Annotated in this window: 11 protein-coding genes; 5 read left to right on the top strand and 6 right to left on the bottom strand. The window is 19.0% G+C overall.

Features of this window, described 5'->3' with window-relative positions:
* Positions 1-1,160 precede the first annotated feature (1,160 nt).
* The gene (locus FEF22_RS02015; RefSeq protein ID WP_138107885.1) at positions 1,161-1,595 is read left to right on the top strand and encodes an Hsp20 family protein; all 435 of its coding nucleotides are present in this window, start codon (positions 1,161-1,163) and stop codon (positions 1,593-1,595) included.
* Between the two features lie 48 nt (positions 1,596-1,643).
* On the opposite strand, the gene FEF22_RS02010 is transcribed toward FEF22_RS02015, so the two are convergent.
* The gene (locus FEF22_RS02010) at positions 1,644-2,465 is read right to left on the bottom strand and encodes a hypothetical protein (protein WP_138107884.1); all 822 of its coding nucleotides are present in this window, start codon (positions 2,463-2,465) and stop codon (positions 1,644-1,646) included.
* 285 nt (positions 2,466-2,750) lie between these two features.
* On the opposite strand from FEF22_RS02010, the gene mscL reads away from it, so the two are divergent.
* Positions 2,751-3,227: a large conductance mechanosensitive channel protein MscL gene (mscL, locus tag FEF22_RS02005; RefSeq protein ID WP_138107883.1), complete on the top strand. Its 477-nt coding sequence runs from the start codon at positions 2,751-2,753 to the stop codon at positions 3,225-3,227.
* 13 nt (positions 3,228-3,240) lie between these two features.
* Here mscL and FEF22_RS02000 read toward each other — a convergent pair whose 3' ends face one another.
* The 4 genes from FEF22_RS02000 to rpsD all read right to left on the bottom strand — a co-directional run bounded on the left by FEF22_RS02000 (position 3,241) and on the right by rpsD (position 8,465).
* Positions 3,241-4,110 (bottom strand): DegV family protein, encoded by an 870-nt coding sequence (locus FEF22_RS02000; protein WP_138107882.1) that lies wholly within the window; start codon positions 4,108-4,110, stop codon positions 3,241-3,243.
* A gap of 48 nt (positions 4,111-4,158) precedes the next feature.
* Positions 4,159-4,935: a diadenylate cyclase gene (locus tag FEF22_RS01995; protein WP_138107881.1), complete on the bottom strand. Its 777-nt coding sequence runs from the start codon at positions 4,933-4,935 to the stop codon at positions 4,159-4,161.
* A gap of 39 nt (positions 4,936-4,974) precedes the next feature.
* A complete protein-coding gene (gene mgtA, locus FEF22_RS01990; protein WP_246833714.1) occupies positions 4,975-7,656 on the bottom strand; it encodes a magnesium-translocating P-type ATPase in 2,682 nt (893 codons plus the stop codon).
* A 188-nt stretch (positions 7,657-7,844) separates the two neighbouring features.
* A complete protein-coding gene (rpsD, locus tag FEF22_RS01985) occupies positions 7,845-8,465 on the bottom strand; it encodes a 30S ribosomal protein S4 (RefSeq protein ID WP_138107880.1) in 621 nt (206 codons plus the stop codon).
* Positions 8,466-9,394: 929 nt separating this feature from the next.
* Here rpsD and FEF22_RS01980 point away from each other — a divergent pair.
* Together FEF22_RS01980 and FEF22_RS01975 are read left to right on the top strand one after the other, a co-directional pair.
* Complete coding sequence (locus FEF22_RS01980; protein WP_138107879.1) at positions 9,395-10,048, top strand: adenylate kinase; 654 nt, start codon at positions 9,395-9,397, stop codon at positions 10,046-10,048.
* 305 nt (positions 10,049-10,353) lie between these two features.
* Positions 10,354-15,864 carry an AAA family ATPase gene (locus FEF22_RS01975; protein WP_210352284.1) on the top strand — a complete coding sequence of 1,837 codons (5,511 nt, stop codon included), beginning with the start codon at positions 10,354-10,356 and terminating at the stop codon, positions 15,862-15,864.
* Between the two features lie 39 nt (positions 15,865-15,903).
* Here FEF22_RS01975 and FEF22_RS01970 read toward each other — a convergent pair whose 3' ends face one another.
* On the bottom strand, positions 15,904-17,115 hold the full coding sequence (locus tag FEF22_RS01970; protein ID WP_138107795.1) for an aminotransferase class V-fold PLP-dependent enzyme: 1,212 nt from the start codon (positions 17,113-17,115) through the stop codon (positions 15,904-15,906).
* Positions 17,116-17,580: 465 nt separating this feature from the next.
* Between FEF22_RS01970 and FEF22_RS01965 the strand changes: the two genes are divergently transcribed.
* On the top strand, positions 17,581-18,327 hold the full coding sequence (locus tag FEF22_RS01965; protein WP_138107796.1) for a hypothetical protein: 747 nt from the start codon (positions 17,581-17,583) through the stop codon (positions 18,325-18,327).
* Positions 18,328-18,354: the final 27 nt, after the last annotated feature.

Here is an 18,354-nt window from a genome sequence, read left to right as displayed (position 1 = left end):
TTCCTCTTTCGCCTTGTAAAGGTTATTACCCTTTGCCTTGGTGAGTCAGTCCACTTCTTTATTCCAAAAGAAGCTTTGAATTACTCACGACTACTATGATTTTGCTTTTTCCTTACTTCCACAGACTATTCTGTGTTTTTTTTCAGAGAATTTTTTTCTCTAAGAGAAGTTTAGGAAGATCGAAGTTACTCTAATTATCTACGCGACTCATTTAGGTATGCAGACCTTTATAATTAATTCTTCAATCTATATAACATTGAAGAATAAAGTTTAAGGTAGGAACGGAATTAGTTTTTTTATAAAAAATTTAAAAACTTTAATATTTTGAAAATTCAATTCCTAATCTTCAAAAAATTCCGAATAAGAGTTTCAATTCATTACTCTTATGTTGAGTTATTACTCCATTTAATTGCATTTAGCCTTTTTTCACAAAGGTTATCCGTATGAGTCATTCTTCTGGCGTAATCTTATTGGATATGAATTTCTCCTCAATCCGCTTTTATTCTTTGCTGTAACTTTTAATTCTTTCGTTTCAAAAGCCAAGAATATGAAGGAATATATTATTATATTCGTGATGCGTTAAATCACTAATAATTAGGCATCATTTCGCGCCCGAATCGAACCCACGAATATCGGCGCCACAAGCCGCTGCGTTAACCACTTCGCCATAACCGCCATATAAAATAATAAAATTTAAAATATAAAAAAAATAATATTGTTATTCTAAAAATTTATTTTAATTTATATTTATATTTTTATTTAATTAATTAAATTATAAAATATATAAAAATAAATTTTAATCTTTGTTTAGAATACACACATTTATTATTATACATGAATTATAAATAAATTTATTTGATAAATTAAATTCAAAATTTTAATAAAAAAAACATTGACTTTAAAAAAAATAATTGTTAAAATAAATTTCGGAATGATTCAAACAATAATATTTTTATTTATTTTCAAGTTTTTTTAAAAAAATAATAAAATAATTTATAATTTATCATAAACATAAGAAACATTCCAATTATGTTTTTTAAATTTTAAAATTAATTACTTATTTAACAAAAAAATATAAAATATAATTTTTTATTTATTTTTATTTTTAATGTTGAAATTTTAAAAAAATTTAAAAAAGATAAAAAGAGGTGAAATAATTTATGACATTACAATTACCATTTTTTTTATTAGATAACCAAAAAGATTTAATAGAAAATTTTTTTGAAGATTTACAAAACAATCATTTTTCCAATCAAAATTATATGAAAACAGATATTAAAGAATTTGATAATTATTATGCTATATTAATTGATGTTCCTGGCTTTAAAAAAGAAAATATTAAAATAAGTTTAAACGGAAAATGGTTAAATATAGAAACTCAATTACCAAAAGAAAAAGAAGAAAAAGAAAAAGAAAAATTTAGATATTTAAAAAAAGAAAGAATGCAAGGAATTGCTAAACGTAGTTTTAATTTAGGTGAAGAATTTAGCATTAATGATTTAAAAGGTCATGTAGAAGATGGTTTATTAGTTTTAACTATAAACAAAAAAACAAAAAATATTAAACCTAAAGAAGAATATTTAGAATTAAAATAAAATTTAAAAAAAAAAATTCAAAAATTATTTTTGAATTTTTTTTTAATTTTAATTTAATTTTTTTTGCTCTCTTTGTTTATCTATCAAAAAATTTTTAACAAAAATAAAATCCTTAGGACGAATATACAAAGCGTGCTTGTTAGAATCATAATAAGAATCAACATTCATAATATTATTTAATATAAATAACTGAATATTTTCTAAATTTTCAATTCTATCAAAAATTTTTTTTAAGCTACCTGGAATTTGTTTTTTCAAAGCCTCATCTATAAAATCAAAATCAATTTTCTCTTGAAAAAATTCATTATCTTTATTTTTATTCATAAATTTATTATTTTCATTTTCACAAAAATAATTTTCATATTTTTTAGTTTGTTTTACTTTATCTAATTCTTTTTCTAATGAAGTTATTTGATTTTCTAATCTCTTAGTTTCAAAATAATATTTTTGTTCGTTTAACTCTAATTTATTTTCAATTTTATGCTGATTTAACTCCAATTTGAATAAGTTATGTTGATGAAATTGATTTTTATACTCTTTATTTTCAAGTTCTAAAATTTTCATCTCGATTAAAGTTAAATTTTGATTATTTTTATCATTTGAAAAATTATTATCTTTTTGCATATTATTTTTATCAATATTTAATTCATTATCAACTTTTTCTTTTTCATTATTAATATGAGGAAATATATAACTCAAATTAAATATAAAAATGCGATATATCAATTCAATTGTTTTTTTAATCAAAGTCAAAAAAATTATTATAATAGGACCTGAAAAACAAATTAACATAAAAATTAATGCACTGACTATAGATTTTGTTAAAATGGGATATGAATTAAGAATAGTTTGAACTTCTACTGAATCCATAATTTTATTTACCTTCTTTTAAAGAATTAAAAAAAAATATTTTTTTAATATTTTAATATAAAAGTTATAAAAGTTTATCTAACAACAATATAATTATAACACAACTATAAAGAATATAAAATTTCATAATTTTAATAAATTTAAAAAATGTAATAAATGTGATTAATTAAATAGTTAAATTTTTGTATTTTATTATAATATAAAAGAATAGAAGAATTTTATAATAAAATTTTTTTTAATTATTAACTTAAACAAAGAAATTATAATAAAATACAAAAAATACGGATGGATCAATTAATTATGACAAAAACAATAGATTTACAAAAAATAAATAATTTTAAAGAAGGTTTTAAAAAATTTATAAATAAAGGAGATGTTATAAAATTATCAGTAGCTTTTATACTGAGTCAATTATTTTCAAAAATAGTAACTTCTTTAACATCAGATATAATTATGCCGCCAATAAACTTATTATTTAGTAAAACATACTCTTTAAAAGGATTAAGATTACATTTAAGTGGAGATATTTTTATAAATTATGGGAATTTTATTCAAAGTATTTTAGAATTTTTAATGGTTTCTTTTATTTTTTATGTTATTTTCAGTTATATAAATAATAAAATTTCAAAAGAAGAAAATAAAAACCAAGAAATAATAAAAAACGAACAATTAGAAGCCAAACAAAAATTAGAAAACATGGAAAATGAAAAAATACAAACATTAAAAGAAATTAAAAATTTACTAAAAAATAGATTAAACTAAACTAAATAAAAAATTAAATTCTATTCAAATAAAAACCAAAAGCTTTAGATCTTAAATGAATAGCAATAACAGTAGATACTTGACCATACATAGAAATTTTAATTTTAGAACAATTTAATTTTTGAATTTCTTTTTTTAATTGTTGTGCGTAAATGTCATCATAAACATAAATAATATTAACTTCTATAAAACCATTTTTTTGTTTATTTCTAAAATTTAAAATATATTCTACTAAATAACGAATACAATTATTAATACTTCTTACTTTTTTTTCTATAGAAATAACTCCTTGGTTCATTCTTAGAATAGGTTTTATTTTAAATAAAGAACCAATAAACATTTGAAATCTATTTATTCTATTATTAACTGACAATTGTTTTAAATCATCCAAAACAAATAAAATACTGTTTTGTTTTTGAATTTCTGTAACTTTTTGAAAAATTTCATCATATGAAAAATTGGAACTAGTAAAATATTCATAAATTTTTTTTAAAGAAAAAAACATTCCAGGTCCAATACTATCAGTATCTAGAACAGTAATATTTTTAACATTAAGTAATTTTTGAGCTTTTTGAGCGCTATAAAAAGTTCCACTTAATTTCTTTGATAAAGTTAGACAAAATATATGTTCACACCCTAATTCTAATTGTTTCTTAAAAGATTTTAAAAATAATTGAGGATTAGGTTGACTTGTAGTAATTTCTTTACCTTCTTTTAAATAACTCATCATAAGTTCATTATTAAATTCTGAATCTAAAAATGTTCTATTATCAGCAATAATGCTTATAGGAACAACATCAATTTCAAAATAAGGAAAAATACTTTTATCTAAATAAGAACCTATAGTAGAATCAATAACAATTCCTAATTTTTTTTTATTCATTTTCACAACCCTTTTTTGAAATATTAATATAATAAAAAAATTTTTAAATTAGACCATAAACATAGCTAAATATTCTTGAATTTGATTTTTATTATTTATTTTTAACATAATACCTTCTAAAGCAATAGACATACTGCCCGTTTCTTCAGAAACAACAATAGTCATACTATCTGTACTTTCGCTAATTCCTAAAGCTGCACGGTGTCTAGAACCTGTTGTCTTTTCAAAATGTTGTTTTTCAGATAACATAAAGTAAGCTCCAGCTGATAAAATTTTATTACCCCTTATAATAACAGCTCCGTCATGCAAAGGAGAATTAGGAATAAAAATATTCAATAATAACTCTTTAGAAACATTTCCCTCAATTAAAACAGATTTTTGAGCAAATTGTTCTAAAGTATTGTATTTTTCAATAGTTATCAATGCTCCTATTTTTTTTTTAGACATTTCTAAAACAGATTCTAAAATACATTGTTGAGTATTCTTACTTACCATAATAAAAGTTTTATTTCTATTCCATAATTTGGAAAAATTTTGAAAATGAAACCTTAAATATGGAGCTCTGATGATTATAGGGAAAAGCAAAATAAAAGTCAATAAAGAATTATATATAGGAAAACCTAATTTAGATTCTATATCATAATTTAAATGCTTTTCGTTAAATATTTTTTTAAAATAATAAACAAATAGAATTCCTAAAAAAAAAGAATATAATATTTTTATAAATTCATATTTACTGAAAAAAATACAAAAAGAAATATAACAAATCAAAAAAGAAACAATTATATATAATAATATTTGTACAAAATATGAAAAAGACAACATAATTATAATTTACCCGATCTTTAATTTTATTTTTAAAATTTATAACAATTCTTTATTTTTTTTGATAAAAATATTTTTAGCAAAAATCAAACATATTCCGTAAAAAAATAATAATAATATTAAAAAAATTATATATTTTAAATTAAAAATATTTTTAAAATATAAAAAACTACTAAAAAATTCAATACTAACCAAAAAAACAGCAAATATACCGCCAAAAAATAGAAAAAGTAGGTTTATTATGGAAATTTTAGAATCTTTAATAAAATTATCTGTTCTCAAAATCAAAATAGTTAAAATTTGAGTAAAAATAGAAAAAATAAACCAACTTGTTCTAAATGTAATTGGATCATCAAAAAAATTATAATTTATTTTTTGATATATAAAATATAAACCAAAACAAAACAATAAATCAAAAATAAAAGCAATAAATCCAAATAAAAACATAAAATTAATAATTTTTTTTAAATTCCATTTACGAGGAGTTCTTAAATAACGAGAATCAACATTATCAAAAGGCAATGCTAAACAAGAAAAATCATAAATTAAATTTAAAAACAAAATTTGAATCGGTAATAAAGGAACAAATTTTAAAAAATAAAAAGCTACCAAAACGCTTAAAATATTACCAAAATTAGATGATAAAGTAAATTTAATATACTTCATCATATTATTGTAAATTTTACGACTTTCTAAAATTGCATCTTTTAAAACATTTAAATCCTTAGATAAAAGAATAATATCAGCAGATTCTTTTGCTATATCTACGCCTGAATCTACAGAAATAGATAAATTAGCAATTTGCATAGCAGGAGCATCATTAATTCCATCTCCCATAAAACCAACAATATTATTTTTATTTTTAAATACAGAAACAATACGAGATTTTTGTTCTGGATTCAATTTAAATAAAATATCTATGTTCAATAATTTAGTATATAATTCTTCATCATCCATTTTATCTATTTCATAACCCGATAAACATTCTTTAGAATTATCTATTTGAATTTTAGAAGCAATCATCTTAGATAAAACTTCATTATCTCCTGTTAAAATTTTTACTTTAACGCCATTATTTTTTAAAGAATAAATTGCTTTTTTTGCAGTTTTTTTTGGTTTATCAAATAAAGTCAAAAAACCTATAAAAATCATATTTTTCTCATAATTATTTATAATATTATCATCAAAAATATCTTTTGAAATATTTTTATAAGCAACTCCTATAACACGAAAACCTTTTTGATTATAAAAAATAGTATTTTTTAATATTTTTTCTTTATCCAAAGATATAATTTTCTTATTATTGTTTTTTGAATCAAAAAATTCACAAGATTCACAAATATTCAATATTTCTTCAATTGCACCTTTAGTTATAATCTTTTTATATTGACTATTATCATCTAAAATAACACTTACTATTCTTCTTTTAAAATCAAAAGGTATTTCATTATTTTTGACAAATTTTTTATGAAAATTAATTTCATCAGGTGTTTTTTCTAAAATTTTATTCATTTTATCAATAATAGCTAAATCTATAGAACTTTTAATTTTAGTTTGAAAATAACTATTTAAAAAAGAATATTCTAAAACTCTTTTATCGTTCATATTATTTAAATTAAAATAGTTTTCTACTGACATAGAATCTTCAGTTAAAGTGCCTGTTTTATCAGTAAATAAAAAATTCATTGAACCAAAATCTTGTATAGAATATAAATTTTTAACAATTACATTTTTTTTAGATAAAGAATAAACACCTGTTAAAAAAGAAGTAGTTACTATCAAAGGTAACATTTCAGGAGTGATACCTAAAGTTATAGTCAAAGAAAACAAAAAAACATCTAAAAATTGAAAATTATCAGAATGTTTAAAAAAATTTAAAATAAATATTAGACAAAATATTATTAATACACAAAAACTTAACAATTTTACAATAGAATTAATTTCTTTTTGTAAAGTAGTAATAGGTTTTTTTTGTATAATGAATTTATTAATTTGACCTAGGTACGTACTGTTGCCTTTTGAAATAACAATACCTTTAGCATAACCAGATACTACATTAGTTCCCATAAAAACAATTCTTTTATCTTCTAAAATATTTTCATATTTTTTTAAACAAATAGAATTTTTTTCAATAGGTTCATTTTCTCCTGTTAAAAAAGTTTCCTTAACAAAAAAATCTTTAGTTTCGAAAAGTTTAACATCTGCAGGAACAATATCTCCAGAAGATAAATAAATTATATCCCCAACAACAATATCATCTAAAGGAATTTTATAAATTTTTTTATCTCTTTTGATTGTTGAAGTAGTCTGAACAACTTTTTTAAGTTTTTCAGTTATCTTAGAAAATTTAGCTGACTGAATAAAATGCATAATATTAGAAAGAAACAAAACAAAAATAATAACTATTAAAGTAGAATAATCTCTTTCTTCTTTAGAAAAATAAACATCTTGTAAAAAAGAAAAAAACATAACAATTAATAAAATTATATTAAAAGGATTAAAAAGAATTTCTATTATTTTCGCAATTAAAGAATTTTTTTTCTTATCAAAAATATTCTTACCATGAATTTTTATTCTTTTTCGAGCTTCTGCTAAAGATAAACCTTCTAAATTAGTATTAAAATATTTAAGAGTTTCAAAAGTCGATTGAAGACTAATTTTACGAACAAAAATTTTTAATTGTTCAAAATATTTATTATTTTGTTTTTTCATATTTTTCATTTTTTTATAAATATTTTTTAAAAATTTTAGAAAAGAAAAAAAATAAAAAAATAATTATTATATTCATCATTAAAAGTTAAATATTTTTAATTAAATCCGTTAAAAATATTATAGCAGCACAATAATAATGTAAAAAAACATATAATGAATTTAATATTATTTTATTTTTGTTAATTAAAATATTAATTTTATCTATTATAAAATTCAACAATTAGTTGTTCGTTAATATCAGACAAAAATTCATTTCTTTCAGGAAATCTAATATATTTTCCAACTAATTTTTTTGCATCAAAAGCAAGATATTCTTTAAGTTTAAAATTATTCTTTTTATTTTCATTAATATTGAATTTTATAATATCTGAATTTTGAATTTTTTCTTTCAAAGAAACTTGTTGACCAGGTTTTAAACAATAAGAACCAATATCAACCTTTTTAGAATCAACCATAATATGACCATGAGAAATTAATTGCTTTGCTTGAGCTCTAGTTCTAGCTATATTCAAACGATAAACAATATTATCTAAACGAGATTCTAAACAAATCAAAAAATTTTTTCCATGAATTCCATTTAACTTAGCAGAACTATAAAAAATCTTCTTAAATTGTTTTTCAGAAATACCATAAATAAAACGAACTTTTTGTTTTTCTTGTAATTGAATATTATAATCACTCAATTTACTTTTTCTTTTTCTTTGTTGAGAAGAAATATTAATTTTATTTTTTAATTTTTTAAATTCTTTTTCAGTTCCTGATAAAGAATAGTTTAAACGACGGGAAACTTTCCAATTAGGATTAGTATAACTTGACATTTTTTTATATAAATCTCCTTGTGATAAAAAATATAAAAGCATATTTATTTATAAAATAATATAAAAAAAAATTTAAATAAACTAAATTATAAATTTCTATCCATAATTTATTAAAAATTTAAAAATAAAAATTTATTTATCTTTTTCATTTTTTTTATAATTATTGCTTTTATTTCTATTTTTAAAATATCTTATTTTCATATATATTGTAATTTAAAAAAAGAAATTAGTCAAGAAACTTATAAAATTATAAAATAATTAAAAAAATTAAATAATAAAAATAAATTTATATTGAAATTTTTGTCGTAATATGATATAAATATTAAGTAAGTTGCTTTAAAAAAGACAAAAATATAAATAAGAAATATAACGTTGCCTTTTTTTGTTTATTGTTTATTTTTTTAACATAGAAATAACTTTATAAAATTTATAAAATATTAATTAAATAATTATGTTAAATAAAAAATTTAAAATAATAAATTTAAGCAAAAATTATTTATTTTTTTAAGATATAAATATTAGAAATTTAAAAATTAATTAAATTAAAAAATTAAATTTTAAATATTATATATGAAAAATTATAAATAACGAAAATATAAAATATATTTAAAAAAATATATATAAAAAGAAAAAAGCAAAAGCAAAGCAATAAAAAAATTTATTTTTAGAAATAGATAAATAAATTTATATTTTAAATTTTTAAATGTTTATTTAAAAAGAATAAATAAAAAATAAATAAATAAAATTATTGAAAAAAATATTATTATATTATTATATTTTTTTAAATATATTTTTATAAAAAAAAATTAAATTTTCAGAATCAATCAATAAATATTTAAAAATTAATATATGCGTATGTGATATAATTATTAATTTAATAATATGTAAACAATTATATTAATATTTATTTATAAAAGGGTATCAAAAAAGTGAATATAATATTAATAGGACCGCCTGCTACTGGAAAAGGTACGCAATCTTCTATTTTATCTAAACATTTTAAAATTCCTCATATTTCTATAGGAGACATATTTCGTAATAACCTAAAAAACAAAACTAATTTAGGAAAATTAGTGCATTCTTTTATAGAAAAAGGCTCTTTAGTTCCTGATGAAATTACAAATAAAATGATAAGTGAACATTTATATCAAAAAAAAATTGAAAATGGATTTATTTTAGATGGTTTTCCTCGTAATTTAAATCAAGCTATTTTTTTAGATAAAGAATTAGAAAACAAAAAAATAGAATTATCAAAAGTAATTTATTTTAATTCTGCAGAAGAAGTTCTTAGAAAAAGAATAACAGGAAGAATAGTTTGTCCTAAATGTGGAGAAATTTATAACAAAGAAAAAAAAATTCCTAAAAGAAATAATTTTTGTGATAATGATAATGAAAAATTAAAAAAAAGAAAAGATGATAACATAAAAACTTTCATACAACGTTTAATTATTTACAAAAAAGAAACTTTTCCTTTAATAAATTTTTATAAACAAAAAAACAAAATTTTAGAAATTAAAATAGATGATCCTAATACCACAATAGAAGAAATAACTAATATAATTTTAAAAAAAATAAATAAATAATTTTTTTTAAAACCTATTAACATGCAAAAAAATTTATTATTTTTTAATGACGTTTGATATTATGCAAAAAAACAAAAACACATATTTACCCAAAATATTTAGACAAAAAAACTGAAACTAAAACTAAACTCTAATTCACTATTTATAATTCATTACCTAGGACATTAATATACAAATTCATTTTTTGACAAACAAAAATATTGAATTTTGTATCATCAATAACCCACTAATATCGATAAATTCTAATTTACATAATATTTCCTTCAAAACATTTATAAGATCAAATATATCTTAATTAGAAAGTCTTGAAAAAAATTAACATGCAAAAAATTAAAAAACTATTTTTATTTAATATTTTTTTGTTTTTATTTATATTATGTTTTATTCAAAAAGTAAAAGCTGATAATTATAATTATAAAGAAGAATCAAATTTTCAGAAAGATAATAATGAAGAAAATTATCAAAATTATATAAATTATAAATCGGCTCAAAAATTATATGATTTATTTCCTGTTTTAAAAAATTATCCAAAAGCATTTAAAAAAGTTATAGAAAAAATTTGCGAAGAATTTACGAAAAAAGAATATTATGAAATAGATAAAACAAAAATAAATAATACAGAATATCTTTTAAGTTTATTAGATATGTATGATTTATCAGGTGAATTTAAAGATATATTATATGAAACATCCATCGAAGAAAGTAATAAACATTTATTTAGATTTATAGCTAATCACTATGATTATAAGAATTATAATAATTATTTATTAAGTAAAGCAAATAATTTTCAAACATCTAAAGAAAAAGGGTGGCAACTTTGGTATCCTAGAAATATATTATTTATTTCTAAAAATTATGCTAATTTTTTAGTAGAAAATTTCCTAAAAATAGAACAAATATTAGAATTAAATGAAAAAATTTTAAAAGAAAAAAACTTTAATTCTCTAGAAGAAAAAAATAAATTTATTGAAGAACAAACAAACAGAATAAATTCTTTAAATCAATTATTAAAAAATTATGAAAAAAGTGCATCAGAACAAAGAAAAATAATTCAAAAAAAAGAAGAAGAATTAAAAGAAATAAAAAGAAAATTATCATTAATTCAAACAGAAACAAAAAATTTTCAAGAAAAAATTAATATTAAAGAACAAAAACTAGCAAATACAAAAAAAGAATTAGAAGAAAAAAAAAATTTATCTGAAAAAGAAAAACAAATTTTAAAAAACAAAATAAAAAATTTAAATACAGAAGTATTAGAACAAAAAGATTTTATATTGAAACAAACAGGTACAATATTGTTTTTAACACAAGACAAAAAAAATATTCAAAACTTGTTAATTAATAAACAAAAAGAAATTGAAAGTTTAAATTTTTTAAACGAAGAAGAAAAAAAATCATTAAATTTGAAAATACAAGAACAAAATATTGAATTAAACAAAATTAATCTTGAATTTCAAATTGCAGATCAACAAATGAGAGATCTTCAAATAAACTTAAGTAAACAAAAAATAGAATTAGCAGAAAAACAAAATCAAATTAACGAATTAGAAAATAAAGTTAAAGAAACACAAAATATTATTCAAGCATCCCAAAAACAAATAGATGAGAAAAATATAGAAATACAAGAAAAAATAAAAGAATTAAATGAAAATAATAATTTGTCAAACAAAGTGAAACAAAATTTAAGAAAAAGAATAAAAAATTTAAATTCAGAAGTTACTGGATTAAACCAACAAATCACAAACCAAAAACAAGAAATAAATTCTTTAAAAAAAGAAAAAAACGAAATTCACGAAAACTTAATTCATGCACAAAAAGAAATTGAAAATTTAAATTATTTAAACGAAGAAGAAAAAAAATCATTAAATTTTCAAATACAAGAACAAAATATAGAATTAGATTCTATACATAACGAACTTGAAAATGCTAATAATCAAATAACAAACTTAAACAAAGCTATTAACGAATATAAATTAAAATTAGAAGAAAAACAAAATCAAATTAACGAATTAGAAACTAAAGTTAAAGAAACACAAAATATTATTCAAGAATCCCAAAGACAAATTGATGCTAAAAATAACGAAATACAAAGAAAAATCCAAGAATTAGCGGAAAATAATCGTTTATCACAAAGAGAAAAACAACAATTCAAAAACGACATCCAAACTTTAAATTCAGAAGTTACTGGATTAAACCAACAAATCACAAACCAAAAACAAGAAATAAATAATTTAACAAGAGAAAAAGACGAAATTAAAAACGAATTAGAAAATAAAAAACAAGAAATTATAAATTTAAATACTTTAAACACAGAAGAAAAAAGAACTTTAAATAATCAAATCAACGAACAAAAAACAAAATTAGAATCTATCAATAACGAATTGGAAAATGCTAATAATCAAATCACAAACCTAAACAAAGCTATTAAGCAATATAAATTAGAATTAGCAGAAAAACAAAATCAAATTAACAAATTAGAAACTAAAGCTAAAGAAACGCAAAATATTATTCAAGCATCCCAAAGACAAATTGATGCTAAAAATAACGAAATACAAACAAAAATTCAACAATTAGCGGAAAATAATCGTTTATCAGAACAAGAAAAACAAAACTTAAAAAACGACATCCAAACTTTAAATTCAGAAGTTACTGGATTAAATCAACAAATCACAAACCAAAAACAAGAAATAAATAATTTAAAAAGAGAAAAAGACGAAATTAAAAACGAATTAAATTATAAAAACCAAGAAATTGCAAATTTAAATACTTTAAACGCAGAAGAAAAGAGAACTTTAAATAATCAAATCAACGAACAAAAAACAAAATTAGAATCTATCAATAACGAACTAGACAATGCTCATACACAAATAACAAACTTAAACAATGCTATTGAAAGACTCAAACAAAAATTAGAAGAAAAACAAAATAAAATTAACCAATTAGAGTCTAAAGTAACAGAAACACAAAATATTATTCAAGAAACAAGAAATCAAATTCATTTAAAAAATCAAGAATTACAAAATAAACAAGAACAATTAGAAAATAATAATGAACTTTCATCAGAAATTCAAGAAGATCTTAAAAAACAAATATCTTCTCTAGAAAAAGAAATAAATTTTTTTGAAGAAAAATTAAAAATACAAAATACTAAAATAGATAATTTACAAAAAGAAAAAATAGAACTTGAAACAAACCTTATCAAAAGAAAAAAAGAAATAGAACAATTAAACGATATAAGTGAAAAAGAAAAAAGAATTTTAAATAATCAAATACAAAAACAAACTAATGCTTTATCTTCTTTAAATGATGAATTAGAAAAAGCAAAAAACAATATTGAAGAAGAACAAGTAGGAAATAAAGTATTATGGAAAATGTTAAATAAATCATTAGACAAATTATCTGAATTATTTGATAAACAAGAACAAAAAGAAAAAAAAGATTCAATTAAACAACAAGAAATAGATAATACTGCTAAATTTTTAAGACCAACACAAGATTTTGCAAGTTTCAAAGACATTATAGGAAATCAAGAAACAATTGAACAACTAAAAGAAAGTTTAAAATATTTAAAAAATCCTGAATTATATAAATCTATAGGAACACAAAAAACACCAAAAGGTATTTTATTATACGGTCCTCCAGGCACAGGTAAAACTTTTCTATCTCAAGCTTTTGCAAAAGAAGCAGGATTACCGTTTTTTAGTGTTTCTTCAGCTGATTTTTCTAAAACATATGTAGGAGAATCGCCTAGATTAATAGAAAGTCTTTTTGAACAAGCTCAAAAACATTCTCCAAGTATTATTTTAATTGATGAATGTGAAACGGTATTCAAATCAAGAGTTTCTAATGGATTAAATTCAGACCACGGAAATGTAATCTCAGCTTTTTTATCTTACATAGAAGGAATTCGTTTTGATAAAAACAAACCAGTTTTTATTATAGCTACAACTAATTATAAAGATGAAATAGATTCAGCAATTTTAAGCCGTTTTAATAAGTGGATTAAGGTAGATATATGGAACGATAAAGATATACAAATGTTTTTAAAATTAATTTCTAAAAAATACAAAATAGACATAAGAACATACAATATTTTAGATGAAGTAGCAAAAAAAATAGCAAATTCTGATAAAAATTTATTAAAAACTCCTAGAAAAATGATAGAATTATTGGATCAAGCATCAGTTATAGCTGTAGAAAACGACCATTTTACAATTTTGCCAATAGATTTACAATTAGCAACAGACAGAATAACAGATCAAAATAATTTAGAAAATTGGAATTCTAAATACACAAATAACAAAATAAACATGAATGAAATTTTTCCTATAAAAGAATATAAAAAAATACCAATTAAAAATCTTTTTAAAGATAGTATTTTCGAAAACCAAGAAGAACAAAATTACTTTAATTCGATTTATAATAAATATTTTCAATATTCAGAAAAACCAGTATTTAATGAAAATAAAAACAAAATCGTAGAAATACCTTTATACGAAAACACACAAGAAATTAAAAATAAAATAAAAAAATTTTATAATAACGAATCTTTCTTGCCGGAAAAATTATTAGGTATTTATTTCGAATACGAAAAAGAAATAAACTCGCAAAACTCAAAAAAAACAAAAGAAAATATTACTTCTTTTGAAGATATTATAAATTTAGGTATCTCAAAAAAAATTTCTAAAATGTATTTTATTTGGAATTTAGAAAAAATAAATCATAACCAACAAATTGCTAATCAATTAATAAATGAATTTTCAAATAAATATAAGTTTTTAAAAAATAATACTTTAGAACAAGAATTATTAAAAATTTCTTTAAAAACAGAAAACAACCAACCTGAATTAGAATCCACAATATCAAATTATATAAAAAAAATTAAAAAAGATTTATTAAACGATATAATGAAAAAAACTTTATCAGAAACAAATTATATTGAAGAAGACAATGTTTTACAAGAATTAATAAAAAAATTACTTTCAGAACAAATAGAAAATTCTTTTAAAAATAAAATAGAAAATTTAAATTTAGTTAAAAACAACATAACAAACGAAATAAAAGAAAAATTAAACGTTTACACTCAAGAAACAATAAAAAAAGAAATAAAAAATTTAGTAGAAAAAATAAACTTAAATAATAATATTTTTTCTAATTCAGAAATAAAAGAAATTAAAAATAAAATAGAAAATGAAACCTTGAATGAAATAAATTATGAATTAAATTCAAAAAGAAATAAACTATCGTTAGAAAATATACAAAAAAAATTCAAAATAAACAAAAACAATAATATAGAAAATATATTTCCAAAAAAATGGAAAGAAATAGATAAAAATTTACAAATAAATTTACCAAATTTTGAAAAAGAAAAATTATTGAATATTATTCAAAAAAAAACTAAACAAGAATTATTTTATGATAACTTGAATTTAGACGAAATTATAGAAACAATAAAAGAAGACATAGAAAATTACGTACAAACTTTTTTCCACGATTTAAATAAAAAAATATACGATATAGTTTATAATTATATCTTTTTAGAAAAAAATTTAGATCAAATCGAACCTCAACAAATAGATTTAATTACTAAAAAAGCTTTTTTAATGACAAAGAACGACTTAAAAAATAACTCTAACGTAAATGAAAATCAAATGAATGAAAAAATACATTCTTTTGTAGAAAAATTTTATTTAACAAAAAAAGATAATCCGCAATGGTTAGAATTATTAAAATCATTAAAAAACAATATTCATTGGGTTGGCTTAACATTATTTATATTATTTCTTATAATGCCTTTACCTTTGAAAAAAAAATAAAAAAGAAAAAATGAAAATTTTTTCTTTTTTTATTTTCTATTAATAACTAAAAAATCTAGAAATTTTTTTTAAATTTTTAATCAAAATATCTATATCTTGCTTGGTATTATGAATACCAACAGATACTCTAATAGTATTATTATTTTGTCCTAATATTTTAGAAGTAAAATAAGAACAATGATTACCAGCTCTAATATAAATACTTTCTTGAGATAAAAAACTTTCAACATCATGAGCATGAATATTATTAAAATTAAAAAGAATAATATTATGTTCTGTATTTTCATTAAAAATTTTTATATTTGGTATTGTTTTTAAATTTTTAATTAAATAAGGAATTATTTCTTTATTTTTCTTTTTAATTTCGTAAAAACTAATATTTTCTATAAATTCTAAACTTTTTCGAAAAGAAATAATATCAACAATATTTGGAGTTCCTGGTTCAAATTTTTCAGGCAAATCAGCATAAAAAAAATTATTTTCTGAATTAATAAATTTTATATTTCTTCCTCCTATTTGAGAAGAACCAAATTTATTTAAAAGATATTTTTTTCCGAAAAGAATTCCTAATCCAAAAGGACCATATATTTTATGAGAAGAAAAAGCAATAAAATCAACATCTAACTCTTTAACATCAATTTTTTTTTGACCAACAGATTGAGCAGAATCTAAAATAACTAAAACTTTTTTACCTGTTTTTTTACGAACAAATTTAATAATTTCTTCAATTGGAGTTTCATAACCTAAAACATTAGAAACATGCGTTAAAATAATAATTTTAGTTTTTTCAGAAAAAACTTTTTTAAAATTATTTATAGTTATTTTATTTTCTTCATTAAGAGGAACAAATATTAAATTAGCTTTTTTTTCTTTTGCTATCTTAATCCAAGGAAATAAAGAAGAATTATGCTCTAGTTCTGAAGTTATAATTTCATCTCCAGATTCAATTATATTTGATAAAATTTGAGATAATAAATTTAAAGATTCAGTAGTTCCTTTAGTAAAAATAATTTCTTCAGGCATAGAATTTATAAAATCGGCTATTTTATTTCTTGTTTTTTCGATCAAAAATTTATTATTTAAAGATAAAGAACCTGAATTATTTAAACTTAAACCATTATTTTTATAAAAAGATGAAATACATTCTATTATGACTTTTGGTTTTAAAGAAGTAGAAGCACAATCTAAATAAATTAATTTTGGATTTTTTTTAAAAACAGGAAAAAAATAACGAAAATCATTTCTTTTCATAATTTATTATTAACCTTATTCAGATGATTTAAAACAAAAAATATGTTTTATTTTAAATTTTATTCAAAATATTAAATTTCATAAATATTTTAACAAAATAATTACAAAATTAACTGTTTAAAAAATTATTTTTCTATCAAAACATTTTCTTGAAAATTATTTTCATTATGTTATAATTCACTCTAGACTTGAGAAAAATTATTTTTATAAAATATATCATTTAAATATTTTATTTCCGTTAAATAAGGAGGATAGATATTAATTATAAAAATTAAAAAAAATATTATAATAAAATTATTTATATTAATAACTATTTTAAGTTTATTTTTAATAAATAATATTTTTTATCCATCAAAAAAACAAAATAATAATATTTTTTCTTATAATTTAAAAAACGATATTTATAATTATAATGAAGACGAAGGAATAGAATTCAATTTAACGGCTATTCAAAAAGATCCGAAATTGAATGAAACAATAAAATTAAAATGTAATTTTTTACAAGAAAAGATAAAAAAAATTAAAGAAGAAATCCAAAAAACTTTTTCTAAAGAAAAGGAAAAACAAATTACATTAAGCTTTAAAAACCAAATTTTTGATACTATTAGCACTGAAATAGACAATAAATTTTCAAAAGTAATTGTTGCTGAACAACATGAATATTTAGAAAATTTAAAATCAATTATCTCTTCTATTAATGAAGAAAAATTTCAAATAATAAATCATATATCAAATTTAACAAAAGAATCAAATTTAAAATTTGAAGAAATAAAAGAAAATTTTTTAAATATTTCAGAAAAATTAGATTTTTTTTTATATAATTTAAAAACATTCGAAGAAATAAACAATAATAAACTAACAGCAGATCTTAAAATAAATAATAACAATTTTCTTAAATTAAGAGAAAAAGTTGACAATGTTGTAGCTTTATCTGGAGGAATAAATAACATTCATGAAACTTATAATTCATTAAAAAAAATTAATATTCAATATAATGATATTTATGAAAAAATAAACCAGAACAAAAAAAATAATTCTGATACAAAAAATATTATTATCGATAAATTATATATATTGGAATTATTTTGGATTATGTTTTCTTTTTTATTACTTATATTATTAATTATAATTATAATTATAATTTTAAAAAGAAGAAAAAATAAAAAAAATAATTTTTTCCAAGATAAAATAGATCATCATAAAAATAGATAATATATATTAAAAAAAATACATTTTTAA

Source organism: Texas Phoenix palm phytoplasma (genome assembly GCF_005774685.2).
In the GTDB taxonomy this organism is placed as follows: domain Bacteria; phylum Bacillota_I; class Bacilli_A; order Acholeplasmatales; family Acholeplasmataceae; genus Phytoplasma.
Note: the sequence above shows the minus strand (reverse complement) of the source record. Positions and strands in the feature narration are given on the sequence as shown.

Coding starts and splice junctions, on each gene's coding strand:
- FEF22_RS02015 (WP_138107885.1), top strand. CDS start 1,161: ATGACATTACAATTACCATTTTTTTTATTAGATAACCAAAAAGATTTA.
- FEF22_RS02010 (WP_138107884.1), bottom strand. CDS start 2,465: ATGGATTCAGTAGAAGTTCAAACTATTCTTAATTCATATCCCATTTTA.
- mscL (WP_138107883.1), top strand. CDS start 2,751: ATGGATCAATTAATTATGACAAAAACAATAGATTTACAAAAAATAAAT.
- FEF22_RS02000 (WP_138107882.1), bottom strand. CDS start 4,110: ATGAATAAAAAAAAATTAGGAATTGTTATTGATTCTACTATAGGTTCT.
- FEF22_RS01995 (WP_138107881.1), bottom strand. CDS start 4,935: ATGTTGTCTTTTTCATATTTTGTACAAATATTATTATATATAATTGTT.
- mgtA (WP_246833714.1), bottom strand. CDS start 7,656: ATGAAAAATATGAAAAAACAAAATAATAAATATTTTGAACAATTAAAA.
- rpsD (WP_138107880.1), bottom strand. CDS start 8,465: ATGTCAAGTTATACTAATCCTAATTGGAAAGTTTCCCGTCGTTTAAAC.
- FEF22_RS01970 (WP_138107795.1), bottom strand. CDS start 17,115: ATGAAAAGAAATGATTTTCGTTATTTTTTTCCTGTTTTTAAAAAAAAT.